This window comes from Streptomyces parvulus, from assembly GCF_014648855.1.
GTDB classification, from domain to species: domain Bacteria; phylum Actinomycetota; class Actinomycetes; order Streptomycetales; family Streptomycetaceae; genus Streptomyces; species Streptomyces parvulus.
Window position 1 is genome coordinate 1 of the sequence record NZ_BMRX01000014.1, and the last position, 22,880, is coordinate 22,880.

Annotated in this window: 18 protein-coding genes; 5 read left to right on the forward strand and 13 right to left on the reverse strand. The window is 71.8% G+C overall.

Going from position 1 to position 22,880, the window contains the following annotated elements:
• The 11 genes from pgi to uvrC form a co-directional block, all read right to left on the reverse strand.
• Positions 1-1,057: glucose-6-phosphate isomerase (gene pgi / locus IE108_RS26195; RefSeq protein ID WP_189397772.1), on the reverse strand; the 1,057-nt coding region annotated here is incomplete at its 3' end.
• Between the two features lie 111 nt (positions 1,058-1,168).
• Entirely contained in the window at positions 1,169-1,504 is a 336-nt protein-coding gene (locus IE108_RS26200) for an RNA polymerase-binding protein RbpA (protein ID WP_003976875.1), read from the reverse strand.
• 200 nt (positions 1,505-1,704) lie between these two features.
• Positions 1,705-1,935, reverse strand: a complete 231-nt coding sequence (secG, locus tag IE108_RS26205; RefSeq protein WP_064727304.1) for a preprotein translocase subunit SecG — start codon at positions 1,933-1,935, stop codon at positions 1,705-1,707.
• 119 nt (positions 1,936-2,054) lie between these two features.
• Complete coding sequence (gene tpiA / locus IE108_RS26210) at positions 2,055-2,810, reverse strand: triose-phosphate isomerase (RefSeq protein ID WP_064731698.1); 756 nt, start codon at positions 2,808-2,810, stop codon at positions 2,055-2,057.
• Between the two features lie 39 nt (positions 2,811-2,849).
• A complete protein-coding gene (locus tag IE108_RS26215) occupies positions 2,850-4,061 on the reverse strand; it encodes a phosphoglycerate kinase (RefSeq protein ID WP_064727305.1) in 1,212 nt (403 codons plus the stop codon).
• 139 nt (positions 4,062-4,200) lie between these two features.
• On the reverse strand, positions 4,201-5,211 hold the full coding sequence (gene gap, locus IE108_RS26220) for a type I glyceraldehyde-3-phosphate dehydrogenase (RefSeq protein WP_064727306.1): 1,011 nt from the start codon (positions 5,209-5,211) through the stop codon (positions 4,201-4,203).
• A gap of 226 nt (positions 5,212-5,437) precedes the next feature.
• Positions 5,438-8,392 (reverse strand): M14 family metallopeptidase, encoded by a 2,955-nt coding sequence (locus IE108_RS26225; RefSeq protein ID WP_064727307.1) that lies wholly within the window; start codon positions 8,390-8,392, stop codon positions 5,438-5,440.
• A 193-nt stretch (positions 8,393-8,585) separates the two neighbouring features.
• Positions 8,586-9,593: a DNA-binding protein WhiA gene (whiA, locus tag IE108_RS26230; RefSeq protein WP_064727308.1), complete on the reverse strand. Its 1,008-nt coding sequence runs from the start codon at positions 9,591-9,593 to the stop codon at positions 8,586-8,588.
• Positions 9,584-10,675, reverse strand: coding sequence for a gluconeogenesis factor YvcK family protein (locus tag IE108_RS26235; protein WP_064727309.1), 1,092 nt, complete (start codon positions 10,673-10,675; stop codon positions 9,584-9,586). The genes whiA and IE108_RS26235 overlap by 10 nt, the downstream gene beginning before the upstream one ends.
• Positions 10,672-11,688, reverse strand: coding sequence for an RNase adapter RapZ (rapZ, locus tag IE108_RS26240; protein ID WP_064727310.1), 1,017 nt, complete (start codon positions 11,686-11,688; stop codon positions 10,672-10,674). The genes IE108_RS26235 and rapZ overlap by 4 nt, the downstream gene beginning before the upstream one ends.
• On the reverse strand, positions 11,685-13,973 hold the full coding sequence (uvrC, locus tag IE108_RS26245) for an excinuclease ABC subunit UvrC (protein ID WP_064727311.1): 2,289 nt from the start codon (positions 13,971-13,973) through the stop codon (positions 11,685-11,687). The genes rapZ and uvrC overlap by 4 nt, the downstream gene beginning before the upstream one ends.
• Before the next feature lie 352 nt (positions 13,974-14,325).
• Here uvrC and IE108_RS26250 point away from each other — a divergent pair, with 352 nt between their 5' ends.
• Positions 14,326-15,276: a hypothetical protein gene (locus IE108_RS26250; protein WP_064727312.1), complete on the forward strand. Its 951-nt coding sequence runs from the start codon at positions 14,326-14,328 to the stop codon at positions 15,274-15,276.
• 36 nt (positions 15,277-15,312) lie between these two features.
• On the opposite strand, the gene IE108_RS26255 is transcribed toward IE108_RS26250, so the two are convergent.
• The gene (locus IE108_RS26255) at positions 15,313-15,738 is read right to left on the reverse strand and encodes a Rieske (2Fe-2S) protein (protein WP_064727313.1); all 426 of its coding nucleotides are present in this window, start codon (positions 15,736-15,738) and stop codon (positions 15,313-15,315) included.
• A gap of 247 nt (positions 15,739-15,985) precedes the next feature.
• Between IE108_RS26255 and IE108_RS26260 the strand changes: the two genes are divergently transcribed.
• Both IE108_RS26260 and IE108_RS26265 read left to right on the forward strand, forming a co-directional pair.
• Positions 15,986-17,086, forward strand: coding sequence for a LacI family DNA-binding transcriptional regulator (locus IE108_RS26260; protein ID WP_064727314.1), 1,101 nt, complete (start codon positions 15,986-15,988; stop codon positions 17,084-17,086).
• The gene (locus IE108_RS26265; protein WP_064727315.1) at positions 17,083-17,991 is read left to right on the forward strand and encodes a carbohydrate kinase family protein; all 909 of its coding nucleotides are present in this window, start codon (positions 17,083-17,085) and stop codon (positions 17,989-17,991) included. Before IE108_RS26260 ends, IE108_RS26265 begins: the two co-directional genes overlap by 4 nt.
• Positions 17,992-18,099: 108 nt before the next feature.
• On the opposite strand, the gene uvrA is transcribed toward IE108_RS26265, so the two are convergent.
• Positions 18,100-21,186 (reverse strand): excinuclease ABC subunit UvrA, encoded by a 3,087-nt coding sequence (gene uvrA, locus IE108_RS26270; RefSeq protein WP_064727316.1) that lies wholly within the window; start codon positions 21,184-21,186, stop codon positions 18,100-18,102.
• A gap of 224 nt (positions 21,187-21,410) precedes the next feature.
• Between uvrA and IE108_RS26275 the strand changes: the two genes are divergently transcribed.
• Both IE108_RS26275 and IE108_RS26280 read left to right on the forward strand, forming a co-directional pair.
• Positions 21,411-22,097 (forward strand): maleylpyruvate isomerase family mycothiol-dependent enzyme, encoded by a 687-nt coding sequence (locus IE108_RS26275; RefSeq protein WP_064727317.1) that lies wholly within the window; start codon positions 21,411-21,413, stop codon positions 22,095-22,097.
• 51 nt (positions 22,098-22,148) lie between these two features.
• Positions 22,149-22,805, forward strand: a complete 657-nt coding sequence (locus tag IE108_RS26280) for an MBL fold metallo-hydrolase (RefSeq protein ID WP_064727318.1) — start codon at positions 22,149-22,151, stop codon at positions 22,803-22,805.
• Positions 22,806-22,880 lie beyond the last annotated feature (75 nt).

Consider the following 22,880-nt stretch of genomic DNA (forward strand, 5'->3'; position numbering starts at 1 on the left):
GGTAGGCGGTGAACTTCGACAGGTAGTGCGAGTACGGCAGCACCGCGTGCGACTGCGCGCCGTGGAAGTTGCCGTACCAGACACCCAACAGGCCCATCAGCAAAGGCACGTTGGACTCGGCGGGCGCCGTGCGGAAGTGCTCGTCGACGATGCGGAAGCCGTCGAGCATCTCCCGGAAGCGGTCCGGGCCGATGGCGATCATCAGGGACAGGCCGATCGCCGAGTCGTAGGAGTAGCGGCCGCCGACCCAGTCCCAGAACGCGAACATGTTGGCCGTGTCGATGCCGAACCCGGACACCTTCTCCGCGTTCGTCGACAGCGCCACGAAGTGCTTCGCCACCGCCTTCTCGTCGCCGTCGAAGGCGTCGAGCAGCCAGGAGCGCGCCGAGGTCGCGTTCGTGATCGTCTCGATCGTGGTGAACGTCTTGGACGCCACGATGAACAGCGTCTCGGCCGGGTCCAGGTCCCGCACCGCCTCGTGCAGGTCGGCGCCGTCCACGTTGGACACGAACCGCAGGGTCAGCGAGCGGTCGGTGAAGGCCCGCAGCGCCTCGTACGCCATCGCCGGACCCAGGTCGGAGCCGCCGATGCCGATGTTGACGACGTTGCGGATGCGCCGGCCGCTGTGGCCGGTCCACTCGCCGGAGCGGACCTTCTCCGCGAAGGCGGCCATCTTGTCCAGGACCGCGTGGACCTTGGGCACGACGTTCTCGCCGTCGACCTCGACCACCGCGTCCCGCGGGGCGCGCAGCGCGGTGTGCAGGACCGCCCGGTCCTCGGTGATGTTGATCCGCTCGCCGCGGAACATGGCGTCCCGCAGCCCGAACACGCCGGTCGCGGCGGCCAGTTGACGCAGCAGTCGGAGCGTCTCGCCGGTGGCGAGGTGCTTCGAGTAGTCGACGTGCAGGTCTCCCACCCGCAGCGACCAGTCGGTTCCGCGCCGCGGATCGGCGGCGAACAGCTCGCACAGCCGCACCTCACCGAGTTGCTCCCGGTGCTTCGCCAGCTCGGTCCATGCGGGCGTCCGGTCGAGCCTGGTACGGCCTTCTGCGTTCATGTCGGCTTCTGCCCTCTTCCTCAGGTGTCCCAGCTGTCCCGGCTGGTCCAACCTAATTGATCAGAGGGCGGGGGCACCGACGAAGAGGTGACCGAGGGCCGAACGGCGGCTCTAGATCTCGCCCCGCAGCTTGGCGAGCGCCTCGGCGAGGATCGCCTCGCCGTCCGCGTCGCTACGGCGTTCGCGCACGTACGCCAGGTGCGTCTTGTAGGGCTCGGTGCGCGGCGGGTCCGGCGGGTTGTCCCGGTCCTGTCCGGCGGGGAAGCCGCAGCGCGGGCAGTCCCAGGTCTCGGGGACCTGGGCGTCGCTCGCGAAGCTCGGCTGTGTCTCGTGTCCGTTGGAGCACCAGAAGGAGATGCGCAGACGCGGCGCGGACTCGCCGCGCTCGGCCTCGCCCATCGGCCCCGCCCCGACCCGGCTTCCCCGGATCGCGTTGCCACTTGCCACGGTCGTAACTCCCTGCGTGATGGTGCCGCAAAGCGAGTCGGCGTTCGCTTCGCTGCGAGCGCCTCAGTCTACGTAAGGCCCAACGCGCGTCCAGTGATTGGAGTTACAAGCCCCCGCGCACAGACGCAAGCCCCATGATAGGCGGCGCGGTGAAGCGCGTACCGGACATGGGGCTTTACGTGCACAAGTGCGTGGAGGTGTCAGTTGTTCGCCTTCATGAGCAGGGCGAGCACCATGATGCACGCGAACCAGCACAGACCGACCACCACGGTGATCCGGTCGAGGTTGCGCTCGGCGACCGAGGAGCCGCCGACGGAGGACTGCATGCCGCCACCGAACATGTCGGAGAGGCCGCCGCCCTTCCCCTTGTGCATCAGCACCAGCAGCATCAGCAGCAGGCTGAAGACGATCAGGGCGATCGAGAACCCCATAACCACGGCTGGACCAACTTCCTCGGCTTCGGATGAACGGCGGGGGCAGGGTGACAGCAGGCCACCATGCCCCCGCAAGGGTACGACGTATCGCCGCTACCGCATACTCACTGGTCGACCTACTGGTCGCGGAAGCGGACGATCTTGACGAACTCGTCCGAGTCCAGCGAGGCACCGCCGACCAGGGCGCCGTCGATGTCGGCCTGGGCCATGATCTCGGCGACGTTGCCGGACTTGACCGAGCCGCCGTACTGGATGCGGACCTTGTCGGCCAGCTCCTGGGAGTACAGCTCGGCGAGCTTGCCGCGGATCGCCGCGCAGACCTCCTGGGCGTCGTCGGCGCCGCAGACCTTGCCGGTGCCGATGGCCCACACGGGCTCGTAGGCGATCACGATCGACTCGGCCTGCTCGGCGGGGAGGTCCTTCAGACCGCCCTCGACCTGGGCCAGGGTGTGGGCGACGTGGTTGCCCGCCTCGCGGACCTCCAGCTCCTCGCCGACGCACATGATCGGGGTGAGGCCGTGCTTGTAGGCCGCCTTGACCTTGGCGTTGACCAGCTCGTCGGTCTCCGCGTGGTACTGCCGGCGCTCGGAGTGGCCGATGGCCACGTAGGTGCAGCGCAGCTTGGCCAGCATGGGGCCGGAGATCTCGCCGGTGTAGGCGCCGCCGTCGTGGGCGGAGACGTCCTGGGCGCCGTACTTGACCTTGAGCTTGTCGTGCTCGACGAGGGTCTGCACGGAGCGCAGGTCGGTGAAGGGCACGAGGACGGCGACCTCGACGGCGTCGTAGTCCTTGTCCGCGAGGGCGAAGGCGAGCTTCTGGACGTGGGCGATGGCCTCGAGGTGGTTGAGGTTCATCTTCCAGTTGCCCGCCATCAGCGGCGTGCGTCCGGACGGATTGGATGCCATTGCGGGTCAGTCCTCCAGTGCGGCGAGGCCGGGGAGCGTCTTGCCCTCGAGGTATTCGAGGGAGGCGCCGCCGCCGGTCGAGATGTGGCCGAATGCATTCTCGTCGAAACCGAGCGTCCGCACGGCCGCGGCGGAGTCGCCGCCGCCGACCACGGTGAAGCCCGGTGCGTCGAGGAGTGCCTGGGCGACCGCCTTGGTGCCCTCGGCGTAGTCGGGGTGCTCGAAGACGCCCATGGGACCGTTCCAGAAGACGGTGGCGGCGTCGGCGAGCTTGGACGCGTACAGCTTGCGGGACTCGGGGCCGATGTCCAGGCCCATCCGGTCCGCCGGGACGGCGTCCGCGGCGACGGTGTCGGGGTGGGTCGGGGCCTTGGCCTTGAGGTCGGGGAACCCGGGCGCGACCACGACGTCGACGGGCAGGACCAGCTCGACCCCGCTCTTCTGCGCGCGCTCGATGTACTCCTGGACGGCCGGGATCTGGTCCTCCTGGAGGAGGGAGGCGCCGACCTCGTGGCCCTTGGCCTTGAGGAAGGTGTACGCCATGCCGCCGCCGATGAGGATCCGGTCGGCCTTGCCGAGCAGCTCGTCGATGACCGCGAGCTTGTCCGAGACCTTGGCGCCGCCGAGGGCGACCACGTACGGGCGCTCGACGTCGTCGGTGAGCTTCTTCAGGACGCCGACCTCGGTGGCGATCAGGTAGCCGGCGTAGTGCGGCAGCCGCTTGGGGAGGTCGAAGACCGAGGCGTGCTTGCGGTGGACGGCGCCGAAGCCGTCGCCGACGTAGAGGTCCGCGAGGCCGGCCAGCCGGTCCGCGAAGGCGGCGCGCTCGGCGTCGTCCTTGCTGGTCTCGCCGGCGTTGAAGCGCAGGTTCTCCAGCACGGCGACGCCGCCGTCGGCGAGGCCGGACACGGCGGCCTCGGCGGACGGGCCGACGGTGTCCTCGGCGAAGGCGACGTCGGCGCCGAGCAGTTCACCGAGACGGGTGGCGGCCGGGGCCAGCGAGTAGACGGGGTCCGGGGCGCCCTTGGGGCGGCCCAGGTGCGAGGCGACGATCACGCGCGCGCCCGCGTCCGCGAGGGCCTTGACGGTGGGCACCACGGCGCGGATGCGGCCGTCGTCGGTGATGGTGGTGCCGTCCAGCGGCACGTTGAGGTCGGCGCGGACGAATACGCGCTTGCCCGCGACGCCTTCGGAGAGCAGTTCGTCGATCGTCTTCAAGAGGGCTCCTGGGTTCTCGGATCGCTCGTGATCCTACGAGGGCCGGTCACCGCGGACGCGACGCAGGGCCCGGACGGCGCGACCTTGCGCTGCCCGAGCCCTGCTACCGCATGCGAGGTGCCTGTCGAGTCTGAGTCGATCAGAGCTGGTTGCCGACGAAGACCGTCAGGTCGACGAGGCGGTTCGAGTAGCCCCACTCGTTGTCGTACCAGCCGAGGATCTTCACCGACTTGCCCTCCTGGACCATGGTCAGGGAGGAGTCGAAGGTGCAGGAGGCCGGGTCGCCGACGATGTCCGAGGAGACGATCGCGTCCTCGGTGTAGAAGAGGACGCCCTTGAGGTCGCCGTCGTCGGCGGCCTTCTTGAACGCGGCGTTGACCTCGTCCTTGGTGACCTCGCGCTGGAGCTCCACGACGAGGTCGGTGGCCGAGCCGGTGGGAACCGGGACGCGCATCGCGATGCCGTCCAGCTTGCCCTTGAGCTGCGGGAGGACCAGCGCGGTGGCCTTGGCGGCACCCGTGGTGGTCGGGATGATGTTCTCCGCGGCGGCGCGGGCGCGGCGCAGGTCCTTGTGCGGGAAGTCCAGGATGCGCTGGTCGTTCGTGTACGCGTGAACCGTCGTCATCAGGCCCTTGACGATGCCGAAGTTCTCGTCGAGCACCTTGGCCATCGGCGCCACACAGTTGGTGGTGCAGGAGGCGTTGGAGATGACGTGGTGGTTCGCCGGGTCGTACTTGTCCTGGTTGACGCCCATCACGATGGTGATGTCCTCGTCCTTGGCCGGAGCCGAGATGAGGACCTTCTTGGCGCCGCCGGCGATGTGCTTCTCGGCGTCGGCCTTCTTGGTGAAGATGCCGGTCGACTCGATCACGATGTCGACGCCCAGCTCACCCCAGGGGATGTCGGCCGGGTTCCGCTCGGAGAGGACCTTGATGGTCTTGCCGTCGACGGTGATGGTGTCCTCGGTGTGCGTGACCTCCTGCTTGAGGCGGCCGAGGATGGTGTCGTACTTCAGCAGGTGGGCGGTGGTCGCGGTGTCACCCAGGTCGTTGACAGCCACGATCTCGATGTCTGCACCCTGCTCCAGCAGCGCGCGGAAGTAGTTACGACCGATGCGGCCAAAGCCGTTGATGCCTACGCGGATCGTCACGAACCGATCTCCTCGTTGGTACGCCGGCCCGATGTGCCGGCGAGCTGTATTTGGGATGTCCCCGACCACCCCCGACCCTACCTCTCCGAGGCTTGCGGGGTGACATCGAGACGCCCCATACCCGGCACGCCGGTCCGTACCCGCCAGTAGGGGTACGGACCGTCGCACGGTACGGGGACCGATCACCCGATTTCGTCACCCGGCCGGGTCCCCGCCGGGCCGGGATTCACTCGTCCAGGGCACGCAGCGCCTGCCGGACCAGTGCCGCCCGGGCGGCGGGCGCGGTCAGGTGCTCCAGGCCGAAGCCCAGCAGCACGGTGTCGTCCGTGGTGACCGCGCCGTACGTCCGGAACAGGGTCCCGGTGCGGGCCCAGTCCTTGAGAACGGCGGGGCTTCCGGCAGGCGGTCCGGAGACCTCCCAGGCGCCCAGCGAGGTCTCGAAGCCCTCGGTGCCGGTCGCCGTGGAACCGACGACCAGCGAGGCCTCGTCGGCGAGGACGCCGCGGCCGCCGGTGCCGGGGTCGGTGACGTAGGCGATCGACAGCTCGACGGACTTCCCGACGTAGGCGCTCAGGTCGAACTCGACCTGCCGCCAGCCCCCGGAGGCGCCGGTGAGGCTGTTCCACCGGCCGGTGGTGCCGGTCGCGGTGCAGCCGTCGTCGGACAGGGTCAGGTAGTGCTCCAGCCAGGGGTGCTCGTTCACGTAGAACCCGGCCCCGCACTCCGCGGGCACGGCGGTTCCGGTGGCGCCGCCCGCCTCGGGGAGCGTGGTCCAGTCGTCGGCGCCGGTGGTGTGCGCCTCGACCAGGGCGTGGTCGTAGCCGCGCTCGGTGTCCCACAGCAGCTGGGTGCGGAGCGTGGGGCGCTCGGCGGCGGTGACACCGGTGAGGTCGACGGTGCGGGTGAGGCGCTTGTAGGCGTCGTCGGTGTGGACGGCGGCGGCCATCCACGCGCCCGCGTAGGGCCCGTACGGGTTGACCGTCCCGGCGAACTCGCCGGCGCCCTCGCTCGCGAACTGCGGGTAGGTGGCGGCGGGCAGCTCGTCCGAGGTGACGCTGTAGGTGCCGGCCGCGTCCAGCGGGTTGCCGGGCGCGGCGCCGAGTGGCCCGGCGGCGCCGTCGAGCCGGCCGGTGCCGGTGAACCCGGTGGCGCCGGTGGTCGAGGTGCGGGTGTAGGCGCCCAGGTAGTACTGGCTGAAATCGTCGGACAGGGTGCCGCCGCCGAGGTCGACGTCGCCGCCCGCCTGCTCGCCCGCCTCGATCAGCCGGCCGCCCTCGTTGAGGAAGGCGCGCAGCTGGAGCTGGGTGGCGTTGCCGGGCACGGCGGCGCCGGTGTAGTGGACGACGGTGTCGAAGTGGCGGAGGACGCCGAGCGCGTCAGGAGCGCCCTGCGTGGCGACGTCCCAGACGACGGCCCGCTTGCCGTTCGCCTTCAGGGCGTCGACGTAGGTCCGGGCCTGTGCCGCCTTCGCGCCCTCCTCGGCGACGACCAGGACGTCGGCGGCGGGCCGCTCCGCGACCGTGTAGGTGAAGTGCTCGCTCGCGGTGCCCCTGCCGCCCTTGGCCTCGCCGGTGAACCACACCTCGACCCGGTCACCGGGCGCGGCGCGGCCGACCCGGGCCCGGTACTCGTCGAAGTAGAGATTGTCCTCGCCGCCGTACCTCTCGCCGCCGCGCCAGGGCTTCAGCCGCACGTCCTGGGTGCGTCCGCCGTTGACCCGGTATTTCAGTTCCTTGTCGCGCACGGACTTGCGGGCGACGACGGAGACCTCCTGGGCGGCGCCGCGCGCGTAGGACGTGGTGAAGGTGTCCGGCGTGAAGTCGGGGGCGTCCAGGCCGACGGAGGAGGACGGCCGGTCCGGGTGGGCGGCGGTCTCGGCGACGGAGAGGGCGAAGGGGATGTTCTTCGCGAACTCCTTCTGGATCAGCTCCTCGTCGTCGGGGAAGTTGAAGCCGGACTGGCAGTCCCCGGCGTTCCACTCGTCGTCGGGGTCCTGCTCGGACACCGTCTGGCAGGTCGACATCTCCGGGGTGAACATGGCCGTGCCGTTGACGTTGGCGGCGTGGCCGTCCGCCTCGCCGTTGGTGGTGTACAGCTCGGAGGAGACCTGCGGGTGGTAGCCGGGGATCGCCGAGTTCTCCGGCGTGCCGGCCAGCGCCTTGTAGAGGACGTCGTCGGGGGTGTCGGTGGCCACCTGCCAGCCGACGCCGTAGAGGAGCAGCTCGGCGGCGGAGTGGTAGTTGATGCCGTACGTGAAGCCGATCCGCTTCTGGAAGCGGTCCAGGGCCTTGGTCTCGGGCTCGGAGTTCGGGCCGGAGCCCCGGTAGGTCTGGCTGGTGGGGTTCGGGGACGAGCCCTCGTCGTCGTAGCCCCACTTGTAGGCGAAGTTGCGGTTGAGGTCGACGCCGTCGCCGGTGCCGAGGGCGCCGTCGCCGTTGTTGTCGCGCAGGTTCTTGCGCCACAGGCGGTTGGCGGTGTCCTCGAAGGTGTAGTCGTAGCCGTCGGGGTTGGCCGAGAGCAGGAACCACAGCTCGGTGGTGTCGACCAGCTTCTTGATGCGCCGGTCCTGGTCGTACTTGTCCAGGTAGTGGTGCATCAGCCGCCGGGTCATCTCCGGCGTGATCCACTCGCGCGCGTGCTGGTTGGACATGTAGAGGACGGAGGGCTTGGAGCCGTCCTTCGACTCCTTCGCGTTCCGGGTGAGCTTGAGCGCGAGGATGTCCTTGCCCTGCACCGTCCGCCCGATGGAGACGACCTTGGTGAGGCGCGGGTTCTCCCGGGCGGTCCGCAGGATCTCCTCGCGGAGGCCGCCGCTGCCGCTGTACGGGCGGAAGACGCCGTCGGCGGCGGCTTCGACGCGCCGCTCGGCCCCGGCGGAGAGGGAGTGCTCGGTGAGGTCGACGCCCTGTTTCTCCAGCTTGCCGGCCTGTTGTTCGGTGAGGTAGACCTCCACGGTGGCGGTGCCCCGGTCGGGGACCCGCTCGGTGAGTTCGTGGCCGTCCTGTCCGGCGGCCAGCAGCAGGGGCACCTGCTCCTGGGTGACGTCGGCGCGGAAGACCTTGACCTCGTCCGCGTCCGGGGTCACCGGGCCCGCGGGTTGTGCCTGGGCGACGGGTGCGAAGCCCGCTCCGCCGATCAGGAGCGCGCCGACGGCGAGGATCGATCTCGCTGTTCGTCTCATGAACCCCCCTAGGTGGGGCCTGTCCGACAGGCCTGGTGCCGCCACAGTGGCGAGCAGATGCCAGGCTCATGACACACGATGATCGAGTCAAGAGCGCGGAAGAGACACGCGGAGGCCGGTGCCGGTCACCCAAGTGGGCTCCGGCACCGGCTTGTTGACGTACGGCGGCGGGGAGGAACGTGCCGCGGGCCCGTCAGCCGACGAGATCGTGCGCGAGTTCGTCGCTTTCGTCGCTCTCGTCGCCCAGGTTGGCGTCCGTGCCGGGGATGCCGAGGTCCGAGGCCCGCTTGTCGGCCATGGCCAGCAGGCGGCGGATACGGCCCGCGACGGCGTCCTTGGTCAGCGGCGGGTCCGCGAGGGCGCCCAGCTCCTCCAGCGAGGCCTGCTTGTGCTCCATGCGCAGCCGGCCCGCCGCCGCGAGGTGCTCGGGCACGTCGTCGGCGAGGATCTCCAGGGCTCGCTGGACCCGGGCTCCGGCGGCGACCGCCGCGCGCGCGGAGCGGCGCAGGTTGGCGTCGTCGAAGTTGGCGAGGCGGTTGGCGGTGGCGCGGACCTCGCGGCGCAGCCTGCGCTCCTCCCAGGCCAGCACCGAGTCGTGGGCGCCGAGCCGGGTGAGCAGGGCGCCGATCGCGTCGCCGTCGCGGACGACGACCCGGTCCACGCCGCGCACCTCGCGGGCCTTGGCCGGGATCGACAGGCGGCGGGCCGCGCCGACCAGGGCGAGGGCCGCCTCGGGACCCGGGCAGGTCACCTCCAGGGACGAGGAGCGGCCGGGCTCGGTGAGCGAGCCGTGCGCCAGGAAGGCCCCGCGCCAGGCGGCCTCGGCGTCGCAGGTGGCCCCCGAGACCACCTGCGGCGGCAGGCCGCGGATGGGCCGTCCGCGCCCGTCCACCAGGCCCGTCTGCCGGGCCAGCTGATCACCGCCGGCTACCACCCGAACGACGTAACGCGAGCCGCGCCGCAGCCCGCCCGGCGCCATCACGATCAGCTCCGAGCCGTGCCCGAAGATCTCCAGGATGTCCTGCTTGAGCCTGCGGGCCGCCCGCGCGGTGTCCAGCTCCGCCTCGATCACGATGCGCCCGCTCACCAGGTGAAGGCCGCCGGCGAACCGCAGGATGGCGGATACCTCCGCCTTTCTGCAGCAGGTCCGGGTGACGGGGAGCCGGGAGATCTCGTCCTTCACCGCTGCCGTCATCGCCATGGGCCGATCCTTCCATGCATCCGAAAAATACGGTCGTACGCGGCGGCCAGCAGCTCCGGGTCGTGCCTCGGGGTCCCGTCGGTCCGGGCGACCGGAGCCAGTTCGACCGCGGCGCCGAACCGTTTCGCGGCGTCGGTGAGCGAGTCACGGTCGGGCACGGCGGCCTCGTCGGCCAGCACCACGTCCAGGGCGAGTTTAGGGGCGTGTCGTCCCAAAACCTCCAAATGACGCTGCGGAGAGAAGCCCTCGGTTTCTCCGGGCTGCGGGGCGAGGTTGAGGGAGAGCACCCGGCGCGCCCTCGTCTCGGCCAGCGCGTCCAGCAGATCCGGCACCAGCAGGTGCGGGATGACCGAGGAGAACCAGGAGCCCGGGCCGAGCACCACCCAGTCGGCGTCCAGGACGGCGTCGACCGCCTCGGGCACCGCCGGCGGGGCGCCCGGCACCAGGTGCACGGACTGCACCTCGCCGGGCGTGAGCGCCACGGTCGCCTGTCCCCGCACGGTGTCCACCTCGTCCGGGCGGCGCGGGTCGTGCCCGCGGACCAGGGCCTGCAGCTCCAGCGGGACGGCGGACATGGGCAGCACCCGCCCCTGCGCGCCGAGCAGCTTGCCGACCAGGTCCAGCGCCTGGACGTGGTCGCCGAGCTGCTCCCACAGAGCGACGATCAGCAGGTTGCCGACCGCGTGCTCGTGCAGGTCGCCCTGGGACTGGAAGCGGTGCTGGATGACGCGGGCCCAGGTCTGGCCCCAGTCGTCGTCGCCGCACAGCGCGGCCAGCGCCTTGCGCAGGTCGCCGGGCGGGAGGACGCCCAGCTCGTCGCGCAGGCGGCCGCTGGAACCGCCGTCGTCGGCCACGGTGACGACGGCGGTGAGGTCGCCGGTGATCCGGCGCAGTGCGGCGAGCGAGGCGGACAGGCCCATGCCGCCGCCGAGGGCGACGACCTTGGGCTGGGCGCCCCGGCGGCGCGGCCTGCCGCCGCGCGCCTGTTCGGGCCGGGCGGCACGGGTCTCGGCGGGTCTGCCGCCGCGTCCCTCGGGCACCACCCGGCGCAGCCTGCTCAGCCGCGGAGTGCGTCCAGTCATTCCCGTCCCATGTCCCGGTGGACGACCACCGTCTCCACGCCCTCGGCGGCGAGCCGGGCGGCGAGCTTCTCCGACATGGCCACGGACCGGTGCTTGCCGCCCGTACAGCCGACGGCCACGGTCACGTAGCGCTTGCCCTCCCGACGGTAGCCCGCGGCGATCAGCTGGAGCAGCTCGGCGTAGCGGTCGAGGAACTCCTTGGCGCCCGGCTGGTTGAGGACGTACGAGGACACCTCCTCGTTCAGGCCGGTGAAGGGGCGCAGCTCCGGGACCCAGTGCGGGTTGGGCAGGAACCGCATGTCCACGACCAGGTCGGCGTCGACCGGAAGGCCGTACTTGAAGCCGAAGGACATCACCGTGGCCCGCAGCTCGGGCTCCTCCTCGCCCGCGAACTGGGCGTCCATCTTGGCGCGCAGCTCGTGGACGTTGAGGCTGGAGGTGTCGATCACCAGGTCGGCGTCGCCGCGCAGCTCGCGCAGCAGTTCCCGCTCGGCGGCGATGCCGTCGACGATGCGGCCGTCGCCCTGGAGGGGGTGCGGGCGGCGCACCGACTCGAAGCGGCGCACCAGCGCCTCGTCGGAGGACTCCAGGAAGACGATCCGCCGGGTGACGCCGCGGGTGTCGAGGTCCGCCAGCGACTCGCGCAGGTTGTCGAAGAAGCGCCGGCCGCGGACGTCGACGACGACCGCGATCCGGGCCACGTTGCCCTGGGAGCGGGCGCCGAGCTCCACCATGGTGGGGATCAGGGCGGGCGGCAGGTTGTCGACGACGAACCAGCCGAGGTCCTCCAGACACTTCGCGGCCGTCGAGCGGCCCGCTCCGGACATGCCGGAGATGATCACCAGCTCGGGGATGGCCGCCTCGTGCGCCCCGGCTGCTTCCTTGCCCGTACTCACCTGTGCTCCGTCGTCCTGGCCGGCCTCGGGGCCGGCCGTCTGCGGGCCGGCGTCCTCGCCGGTCGTGCGATGGGTCTGTTCTCGTCCCGGTGTGGGCTGTGCCTCGTGCTCGGTCATCTCTCCTGCCCCCGTCGTTCGTCCGGGGTGCCCGCGGACACGGGCTCCCCCGGGGCGTCCTCCGTCGTCTCGGGCGCCCCGTCCTCGTCATCCATGATCTCTCCGGTGGCCGTGTTCACGGCAGGGGTGGCCGGGGCGGACCGGGCGAGGGCCACGGCGACCGTCTCGGCCGTCTTGCGGCCTATGCCGGGCACCTCGCAGATCTGGTCGATCGTCGCCGACCGCAGCTTCTTCACGGAACCGAAGTGCTTGATCAGCGCCTGCTTGCGGGTCTCCCCCAGCCCCGGCACGTCGTCCAGCGGGCTGGAGCGGAAGCGCTTGGCCCGCTTGGTGCGCTGATAGGTGATCGCGAAGCGGTGCGCCTCGTCGCGGACCCGCTGGAGCAGGTACAGGCCCTCGCTGGTGCGCGGCAGGACGACCGGGTCGTCCTCGCGGGGCAGCCAGACCTCCTCCAGCCGCTTGGCGAGGCCGCAGACGGCGATGTCGTCGATGCCGAGCTCGTCCAGGGCCCGCTGGGCGGCCGCGACCTGCGGCTGTCCGCCGTCGACGACGACGAGCTGGGGCGGGTAGGCGAACCGCTTGGGCCGGCCGTCCTCGTCCTTGAGGGCGGGTCCGTCGGTGAGGGCGAGGTCGTCGGCGGCCTCGTGGCCGGGAACGGTTTGACGGCCGGGCGCGGCTTCCTGGCCGGAAGCGGCTTCGTGCCCGCAAGCGGCATCGTGGCCGGAGGTGGCCGTGTGGCCGGGCACGGGCTGGTGGCCGGACTCGGCTTCGGCGCGGGGCGCGGCGAGGCTCCCGGGCGTGGCGCCGGGGTCCGTGCCGGGGCGGCCGTCCGCCCGCGGAGTGCCCTCGCCGGAGTTCTCCCCGTCCGCCCACTCGCCGGTCCGCTCCTTCTCGGCGAGGTAGCGGCGGAAGCGGCGGGTGATGACCTCGTGCATGGAACGGACGTCGTCCTGTCCCCTGAAGCCCTTGATCTGGAACCGCCGGTATTCGCTCTTCCGGGCCAGTCCGTCCTCGAAGACGACCATGGAGGCCACCACGTCGTCGCCCTGGAGGTGGGAGATGTCGTAGCACTCGATCCGCAGCGGGGCGCTGTCCAGGTCGAGCGCGTCGGCGATCTCCTCCAGTGCGCGCGAGCGCGTCGTCAGGTCGGAGGCGCGCTTGGTCTTGTGCAGGACGAGCGCCTGCTGGGCGTTGCGCTGGACCGTCTCCATCAGCGCCTTCTTGTCGCCGCGCTGCGGGATGCGCAGCGACACGCCGGAGCCGCGGCGGTCGGTCAGCCACTCCTGGACGGGCTCCACCGGATCGGGCAGCGCGGGGACCAGGACCTCCTTGGGCACCGCGTCCCCGGTCTCCTCCCCGTAGAGCTGCTGGAGGGCGTGCTCGACCAGGGCGCCGGTGGAGATCTCCTCCACCTTGTCCGTGACCCAGCCGCGCTGGCCCCGCACGCGTCCGCCGCGCACGTGGAAGATCTGGACGGCGGCCTCCAGCTCGTCCTCCGCGACCGCGATCAGGTCGGCGTCCGTGGCGTCGGCGAGCACGACCGCGCTCTTCTCCATGGCCTTCCGGAGCGCCCCGATGTCGTCGCGCAGGCGCGCCGCGCGCTCGTACTCCATGTCCTCGGCGGCTTCGCCCATCTTCCGCTCCAGGCGGCGGAGGTAGGTGCCGGTGCGGCCGGCCATGAAGTCGCAGAACTCCTCGGCCAGCTCCCGGTGGTCCTCGGCGGAGATCCGCTCCACACAGGGGGCCGAGCACTTGCCGATGTAGCCGAGCAGGCAGGGGCGGCCCGTACGGGCGGCGTTCTTGAAGACCCCGGCGGAGCAGGTGCGCACCGGGAAGACGCGCAGCAGCAGGTCGACGGTGTCGCGGATCGCCCAGGCGTGCCCGTACGGCCCGAAGTAGCGCACGCCCTTCTTCTTGTGTCCGCGCATCACCTGGACGCGCGGGAACTCCTCGTTCATCGTGACCGCGAGATACGGATAGCTCTTGTCGTCGCGGTACTTGACGTTGAACCGGGGGTCGTACTCCTTGATCCAGGAGTACTCCAGCTGGAGCGCCTCCACCTCCGTGGACACCACGGTCCACTCCACGGACGCGGCCGTGGTGACCATGGTGCGGGTGCGCGGGTGCAGGTTCGCCAGGTCCTGGAAGTAGTTCGCCAGGCGCTGGCGCAGGCTCTTCGCCTTTCCGACGTAGATCACCCGGCGGTGCTCGTCACGGAACCTGTACACCCCCGGGGAGTCCGGGATCTCACCCGGCCTGGGGCGGTAGCTGGAGGGGTCGGCCATGACTCACACCCTACTGGCGAGGGCCGACACTCCGGCCGGGCTGTGGACGACGGGGCGGGCCCCTGTGGACGGCCGCCGGAACGGCCCGGCGCGGACGGTCCGGGACCGGCCGGTCACACCGCGTGCCCCCGGGGCGGTGGGCCCGTGCGTTCTCGGCCAGGACCGGGTGGCGGTCGGGCGCCAGGTGTTGTCGGGACTAGGTCAACACGCTTCAATGCGGGGGGACTCGGGGCCCTGAAGCACGGCCTGCGGATGTGAAGACCGCTGCGCCGCGACCGGGGGATGGCGGCCCCGGCCGATCCTCGCCGAACGGTCTGACCAGCCGTCGTGAACTTCACAGAAAGGCCCCTGCATGCCGCACGCCACACCGTCCGCGGACTTCGCCACCGCGGAACTCGACTCGGCCCTGCGCGGTGGCCCCTTCCACGTCGCCCTGCGCGCGGCCATCGCCGCCCGCGGGCTGCCGCTGCAGCGCGTGCAGCACCACCTGTCGCGCCACGGGGTGAAGGTGGGCGTCACCAGCCTCAGCTACTGGCAGCAGGGCGCCCGGCGCCCGCAGCGCCCCGAGTCGCTGCGGGCCGTGCGGGCTCTGGAGGAGATACTCCAACTGCCCGAGGAATCGCTGATCCGCCTGCTCGCCGAGGCCGACGAGGACTCCCCCGAAAGGCGGCCCGCGGCCCGCTCCTACCGCGCACACCTGGCGGCTTCGGACGTCCTGGACCGGCTGCTGGCCGACCTGGGGCAGCCCGCGCCGGACGGCGGGGTGCACATCCTCGGACACCACGAGGTGATCCGCGTGGGAGCACGCCGCGAGCTGGCGGGGCGGGAGTCGCACCACATCGTCCGCGCCCACCGCGACGGCGTGGACCGCTTCGTCGCCGTCCACTACGGCGATCCGGGGTGCTCTCCCGCGCGGATGACCGTGCACGCGCTGGAGAACTGCCGCACGGGACGCGTCCGCGTCCACCACGACACCGGTCTGCTCGTGACCGAGGTGCTGTTCGACACGCGGCTGCGCGCCGGCGACACCCACCTCTTCCGCTACGGCGTGGAGGACGGTACGGCGGGGGTGTCGCGGGAGTACGTGCGCGGGTTCGGTTCGGCGGGCGGGCAGTACGCGCTCCAGGTGCGCTTCGACGCCGCGGCCCTGCCGGTGCGCTGCCACCGCTTCACCCAGCACTCCCCCGCGGCGCCTCGCGGCGGCCGGCAGGAGCTGCCCCTCAGCGGCCCGCACCACTCGGTGCACCTGGTGGAGCCGCGGGCGCGGACCGGGATGCTGGGCATCGGGTGGGACTGGGAGTAGCCGACCGGGGCGGGCGGCGAAGGCCGGCGGCGGCCGTCAGGTGCCGGGGCTCGCGACGATGCGGCCCTGCTCGACCCGCACTGGGAGCTCGATGAGCGGCGCGGTCGCCGGGGCGTGCAGCACCTCGCCGGTGCGGGCGTCGAACTCGCTGCCGTGGCAGGGGCAGACCAGCTTCGTCCCCTCCAGCTTCTTGATGGGGCACCCCGCGTGCGTGCAGACCGTGCTGAACGCCTTCAGGGTGCCGTCCTCGGCCCGGCTGACCACCACGTTCCCGTCCGGGTAGAGCTTGGTGGCGCCCTTGGCGACCTCGCCCTCCGCCCCCAGCTCGACGGGCGCGGTGGGCCTGGCGGGCGCGGCACCGTCGTCGCCCGGTGAGCAGGCGGCCGCGCCCAGTGCGGCGACGGGCGTGAGGGCCGCCGTACGCAGGACGGTGCGGCGGCTCGGGACGGGGCGGCCAGGCATGGTGTCTCCACTGTTCAGGGGGCGTGCAGGGCGACGATATCCGGCGGGCGGAGCCGCGCCGCGGGGTGGGTGAGGGCGGTCGGGGGGCGGGTGGGGGCGTGCAGGGAGCCCCAAGACGTGCGCGTAAACGCTTGCGCAAGCGTTTACGCGCCCCTGGCGGATGGGGTACGGTCCCGGCCGACGCACATCCCCGCGCACCGGGCCGGTGCCGCGGCGACCGGGTGGGGCCGGGAGGAGGGGGCTACTGATGCCGACCATGGCGGACGTCGCACGGAGCGCGGGCGTCTCCGTGGCGACCGTGTCGCACGTGCTCAACGACACCCGCCCGGTCCTGCCAAACACCCGACGGGCGGTGCTCGACGCCGTCGAGGAACTGGGCTACACCCCGAACACGCTCGCCCGCTCCCTGGTGACCTCCCGCACCCGTTCGATCGGACTCGCGGTGTCCGCGATCAGCAACCCCTACTTCACGGAGATCCTCCAAGGCGTCGAGGCCAGTGCCCTGGAGCACGGCTACGGCCTGCTCATCGCCGACCCGCACGACGATCCGGCGCACGAGCGCGAGGTCGTCCGGATGCTGCACGAGCGACGCGTGGACGGCATGATCGTCGCGCCCTCCGCCGAGCCGAAGGGGCTGGTCGCCTATCTCGTGCGCCATCGGGTGCCGGCGGTCTTCCTGGACCGGGTGGTCGAGGTGCCGGAGGCGGACGGCGCGCCTCGCTTCGACCAGGTCTGCGCGGAGAGCGCCGAGCCGACGGCGCGGCTGGTCGGCCATCTCACCGGACTCGGCCACCGACGCGTCGGCCTGGTCGCCGGGCGGCCGGGACTCAGCACGACGCGCGAGCGGATCACCGGGTACCGGCACGGCCTCGCGGCCGCCGGGCTGCCCTTCGACGAACGGCTGCTGGTCCACGGCGACTCCGAGGCGGACGGCGGTGCGCGGGCCAGCGCGGCCCTGCTGTCCCTGGCGGTGCCGCCCACGGCGCTGATCACGGCCAACAACGCGATGACCATCGGCGCCCTGCGCGCACTGCGGGACCGCGGCCTCTCGGTACCCGGCGACGTCGCCCTGTGCTGCTTCGACGACTTCGCGTGGGCCGATCTCTTCACGCCCCGCCTCACCGCGATCGCCCAGCCCAGCAGGGACCTCGGCGCGCAGGCCGTCCGGCTGCTGCTGGAACGCCTCGCCGCGCCGGACCGGCCCGCCCGCACGGTGCGTCTGCCCTGCGCCTTCGTCCACCGCACGTCGTGCGGCTGCGCGGAGGAGACCGGGGAACGCGAGCCGGCCGGGGGCCGTGAAGAGTCCGAGCACGTCCAAGCCACCGCTCACGAAAGGACCCGCCCGTGATCGTCGTCGCCGGTGAGGCACTGATCGACCTGGTACCGCAGGGCAGGGGCGCCCTGGCCGGGCTGCGCCCCGCCCTCGGCGGCGGCCCGTACAACACCGCCGTCGCGCTGGGCCGCCTCGGCACCCCCGCCGCCTTCTGTTCCCGCGTCTCGCGGGACGCCTTCGGCGAGGCGCTCCTCGACCGGCTGCGGGAGACGGGGGTGGACGTGGCGCCCGTGCAGCGCGGGACCGAGCCGACGACGCTCGCGGTGGCCACCGTGGACGCGGCCGGGTCGGCCGCCTACTCCTTCTACGTCGACGGAACGGCGGACCGGCTGTTCACCCTGCCCGCCGCGCTGCCGGCGGGTACCCGGGCGGTGTCCTTCGGGACCTGCTCGCTGGTGCTGGAGCCGGGCGCGAGCGCCTACGAGGGGCTGCTGCGCGAGACCGCCTCGCGGGGCGTCTTCACGGCCCTGGACCCGAACATCAGGGCCGGCCTCATTCCGGACGCGGACGCCTACCGGGCCCGGTTCGGCAGCTGGCTGCCCTCCGTGTCGCTGCTGAAGCTGTCGGAGGAGGACGCCGCGTGGCTCGGCGGCACGCCGCGGGAGTGGCTGGCGGCGGGCCCGGCGGCGGTCGTGGTCACCCGGGGCGGTGACGGGCTGACCGCGTTCACCCGCGACGGGGGCGAGTACGCGGTGCCGGGCGAGCGGGTCGATGTGGTGGACACGATCGGCGCGGGCGACACGGTGAACGCGGCTCTGCTGCACGGGCTCGCCGCTCGCGATGCCCTCGGGCCGGGCGGACTGGACGACCTCGGGTCCGACGGGTGGACGGCGCTGCTGCGCTTCGCCGCCCGCGCGGCCGCCGTCACCTGTTCCCGCGCGGGCGCCGAGCCGCCGTACGCCCACGAGGTGGCCGTCTGACGGCATCGCGCCGGGCGGGACCGGTGCGGGACGCGTGACGCGCCGGGGCCCACGGAGTGTCGTGGTCCCCGGCGCGTCCGCGTCCGGCCGGTGCCGCCGGGACTCGGCTCAGGCCTTGCTGCTCCGCGTCGTCTTCTTGGCGGCGGGCTTCGCGGCCTTCTTGGCCGTCTTCGCCGCCGTCCTGGTCGCGGCGCCCTTCGCGGCCGTCTTCTTCGCGGCGGCTTCCTTGGGCGCCGCCTTCTTCGCGGCCGTACCGGCGACGGACTTCGTCGCCGTCTTCTTGGCGGTGGTCTTGGACGCCACCGCCCTGGCCGTCCTGCGCGGGCTGCGCACCGAGGACGCGTCGCTGATCCGGTCGGCGCCGAGGACGTCCCGCAGGAACTTGCCGGTGTGGCTGGTCGGCACTCCGGCGACCTCCTCGGGCGTGCCCTCGGCGACCACCAGTCCGCCGCCGGCGCCGCCCTCGGGGCCCATGTCGACGACCCAGTCGGCCGTCTTGATCACGTCGAGGTTGTGCTCGATGACGATGACCGTGTTGCCCTTGTCGACCAGGCCGGACAGGACCGTCAGCAGCTTGCTGATGTCCTCGAAGTGCAGACCGGTGGTCGGCTCGTCCAGGACGTAGACCGTGCGGCCGGTGGAGCGGCGCTGCAGCTCGCTGGCGAGCTTGACGCGCTGAGCCTCACCGCCGGACAGGGTCGTCGCGGACTGGCCGAGCCGGACGTAGCCGAGACCGACGTCCTTCAGCGTCTTCAGGTGCCGCGAGATCGCGGGGACCGCCTCGAAGAAGTCGGTCGCCTCCTCGATCGGCATGTTCAGGACGTCGGCGATGGACTTGCCCTTGTAGTGGACCTCCAGGGTCTCCCGGTTGTACCGGGCGCCGTGGCAGACCTCGCACGGGACGTAGACGTCCGGGAGGAAGTTCATCTCGATCTTGATCGTGCCGTCGCCCGCGCAGTTCTCGCAGCGGCCGCCCTTGACGTTGAAGGAGAAGCGGCCGGGCATGTAGCCGCGGACCTTGGCCTCCGTCGTCTCGGCGAACAGCTTGCGGACGTGGTCGAAGACGCCGGTGTACGTCGCCGGGTTCGACCGCGGGGTGCGGCCGATGGGCGACTGGTCGACGTGGACGACCTTGTCGACGAGGTCGTCGCCGTCCACGCGCGTGTGGCGGCCGGGCACGCTCCGGGCGCCGTTCAGCTCGCGGGCCAGGTGCGTGTACAGGATGTCGTTGACCAGGGTGGACTTGCCGGAGCCGGAGACACCGGTGACGGCCGTGAACACGCCCAGCGGGAAGGACACGTCGATGTCCTGGAGGTTGTTCTCCCGGGCGCCGTGCACGGTGAGCCGGCGGGAGGGGTCCTGCGGGCGCCGGATGTCGGGCAGCGGGATGGCCTTCTTGCCGGACAGGTACAGGCCGGTCTGCGACTCGGCGTTGCCGAGCAGCTCCTTGAGGTTGCCGCTGTGCACGACCTTGCCGCCGTGCTCGCCGGCGCCGGGGCCGATGTCGACGATCCAGTCGGCGACCTTGATGGTGTCCTCGTCGTGCTCGACGACGATGAGGGTGTTGCCCATGTCGCGGAGGCGGACGAGGGTCTCGATCAGCCGGTGGTTGTCGCGCTGGTGCAGGCCGATGGACGGCTCGTCGAGGACGTAGAGCACGCCGACGAGTCCGGAGCCGATCTGGGTGGCGAGGCGGATGCGCTGGGCCTCGCCGCCGGAGAGGGTGCCGGCCGCGCGGTTCAGCGAGAGGTAGTCCAGGCCGACGTCGACCAGGAAGCGTAGCCGCTCGTTGACCTCCTTGAGGACGCGCTCGGCGATCTTCTTGTCGCGGGCGCTGAGCCGCAGCTCGCCCAGGAAGTCGGCGCAGTCGCTGATGGACATCGCCGAGACCTCGGCGATCGACTTGCCCATGACGGTGACCGCGAGGACCAACGGCTTGAGGCGCGTGCCCTCACAGGTGGGGCAGGGCACCTCGCGCATGTAGCCCTCGAAGCGCTCGCGGCTGGCGTCGCTCTCGGCCTCGCTGTGCCGGCGCTTGACGAAGGGGATCGCGCCTTCGAAGGCCGTGGTGTACCGGCGCTCGCGGCCGTACCGGTTGCGGTAGCGGACCTCGACCTGGGTCTTGTGGCCGTACAGCAGGGCCTTGCGGGCGCGCAGCGGCAGTCCCGCGAAGGGGATGTCCGTGCGGAAGCCGAGGGCGTCCGCGAGAGCGCCGATCAGGCGGCCGAAGTAGTCCTTGGTGTGCCCGTGCGACCAGGGGTGGATGGCGCCCTCGTCGAGGGACTTGTCCTCGTCGGGGACGATCAGCTCCGGGTCGACCTCCATGCGCGTGCCGATGCCGGAGCAGTCGGGGCAGGCGCCGAAGGGCGAGTTGAAGGAGAAGGAGCGGGGCTCCAGCTCCTCGAAGGACAGGTCGTCGTACGGGCAGTAGAGGTGCTCCGAGTACATGCGCTCGCGCTCGGGGTCGTCCTCGGGGAGGTCGACGAAGTCGAGCACGACCATGCCGCCGGACAGGCCGAGCGCGGTCTCGACGGAGTCGGTGAGGCGGCGCTTGGCGGAGTCCTTGACCGTGAGGCGGTCGACGACCACCTCGATGGTGTGCTTCTCCTGCTTCTTCAGCGTCGGCGGGGTGGCGAGCTGGATGGTCTCCCCGTCCACCCGCGCGCGGGAGTAGCCCTTGGTCTGCAGCTCCGCGAAGAGGTCGACGAACTCGCCCTTGCGCTCGCGCACCAGCGGCGACAGCACCTGGAAGCGGCTGCCCTCCGGCAGCTCCAGGACCTTGTCGACGATGGCCTGCGGCGACTGGCGCGAGATCGGCCGGCCGCACTCCGGGCAGTGCGGCTTGCCGATGCGGGCGAAGAGCAGGCGCAGGTAGTCGTAGACCTCGGTGATGGTGCCGACGGTGGAGCGCGGGTTGCGCGAGGTCGACTTCTGGTCGATGGAGACCGCCGGCGACAGGCCCTCGATGAAGTCGACGTCGGGCTTGTCCATCTGGCCGAGGAACTGCCGGGCGTAGGAGGAGAGCGACTCCACGTAGCGCCGCTGGCCCTCGGCGAAGATGGTGTCGAAGGCCAGGGAGGACTTGCCCGAACCGGAGAGGCCCGTGAAGACGATGAGCGAGTCACGAGGCAGGTCGAGCGAGACGTTCTTCAGGTTGTGCTCGCGCGCGCCACGGACGATGAGACGGTCGGCCACGCCGGTCCGCACCTTTCTTGAGAGAAGTGACAGGGGCGGGGCCCCCGTCTTTTCTCAGACTAGGGGGAGCCACTGACAACGCCGGTCGGATTCACCGGTTGTCAACAAACCCCGACTTCCCAGCATGCCCGACGCCGCCTCCGACCTTATAGCACGTGCATTCGAATTGCGGGCGTCGTCCGCATCCTTCACCCGAAGGTGTGGCCCGGTCTAGGGTCAGCAGCATGATTGATCACGCTCATGACCTGGCGTCTGTACGTGACGCGACCGACCGGCTGCTCACCGCGGTCGGGAAACTGGACAACGCGTCCGTGACGGAGTCGTCACGGCTTCCCGGCTGGACCCGCGGCCACGTCCTCGCCCACCTCGCCCGAAACGCCGACGCGCTCGTGAACGTCCTCGCGGGGCGCCCCATGTACGTCTCCGGCGAGGCCCGGGACGCCGACATCGAGCGGGATGCCCCGCGCCCCCTCGACGACCAGCTCGCGGACGTGCGCGAGAGCGCGGCCCGGTTCCAGGCGACCGGCGCGGCGCCCGCCGACTGGTCGCGCACCGTGGAACTGCGCAACGGCGTCACCGACTCCGCGTCCCGGGTGCCCTTCCGGCGCTGGATCGAGGTGGAGCTGCACCACGTGGACCTGGGCATCGGCTACGAGCTGGAGGACCTCCCGGCGGAGTTCACCGCGCGCGAGACCGGCTTCCTCGCCGACCGGTTCACCGGTCACCCGGACGTGCCGCCCACCCGGCTCACGGACGGCACGCACGCGTGGCGGACGGGCCGGGAGGCGGACGCGCCGGAGGTGACCGTGACCGGCACCCCGGCCGATCTGCTGGGCTGGCTGGCCGGGCGCCGCGAGGGTGCCGCGCTCGCGGTGACCGGGGGCGCGCTGCCGGTGCTTCCCCCGCTGTGACCCCGTACCGGGCCGCCCCGGAGCGTGCCCGGCGCGGCTAGGCTGGCCGTCATGACGTACTGCGGAGAGGTGACGGTCGGCGGACCCGCCGACGTGCACGAGCTCAAGGACCTGATGATCACCAAGGTCGCGGTCGGCCCGATGAACAACAACGCGTATCTGCTGCGCTGCCGGGCCACCGACGAGCAACTGCTGATCGACGCCGCCAACGACGCGCACACGCTGCTGGGGACGATCGGTGACGACGGCATCGCGTCCGTCGTCACCACCCACCGCCACGGCGACCACTGGCAGGCGCTCGCCGAGGTCGTCGCCGCCACCGGCGCCCGCACCTACGCGGGGCGGTACGACGCCGAGGGCATCCCGGTGCCGACCGACGTCGCGGTCGACGACGGCGACACGATCAGGGTGGGGCAGGTGGAACTGACCGCGCGCCACCTGGTCGGCCACACACCGGGTTCCATCGTCCTCGTGTACGACGACCCGCACGGGCATCCGCATGTGTTCACGGGGGACTGCCTCTTCCCGGGCGGTGTGGGCAACACCCACAAGGATCCGGAGGCGTTCGCGAGCCTGCTCCACGACGTGGAGACCAAGGTCTTCGACGCGCTGGCGGACGAGACGTGGGTGTATCCCGGGCACGGCAACGACACCACGCTCGGCGCGGAGCGGCCGCACCTTCCGGAGTGGCGCGCACGGGGCTGGTGAGGGCCGGGACGCGGTGCGCGCGTCCGGTGGGCGCCGGGCCGCGTGCGCCCGGCCCCACCCGCGGCCGCCTCCGGC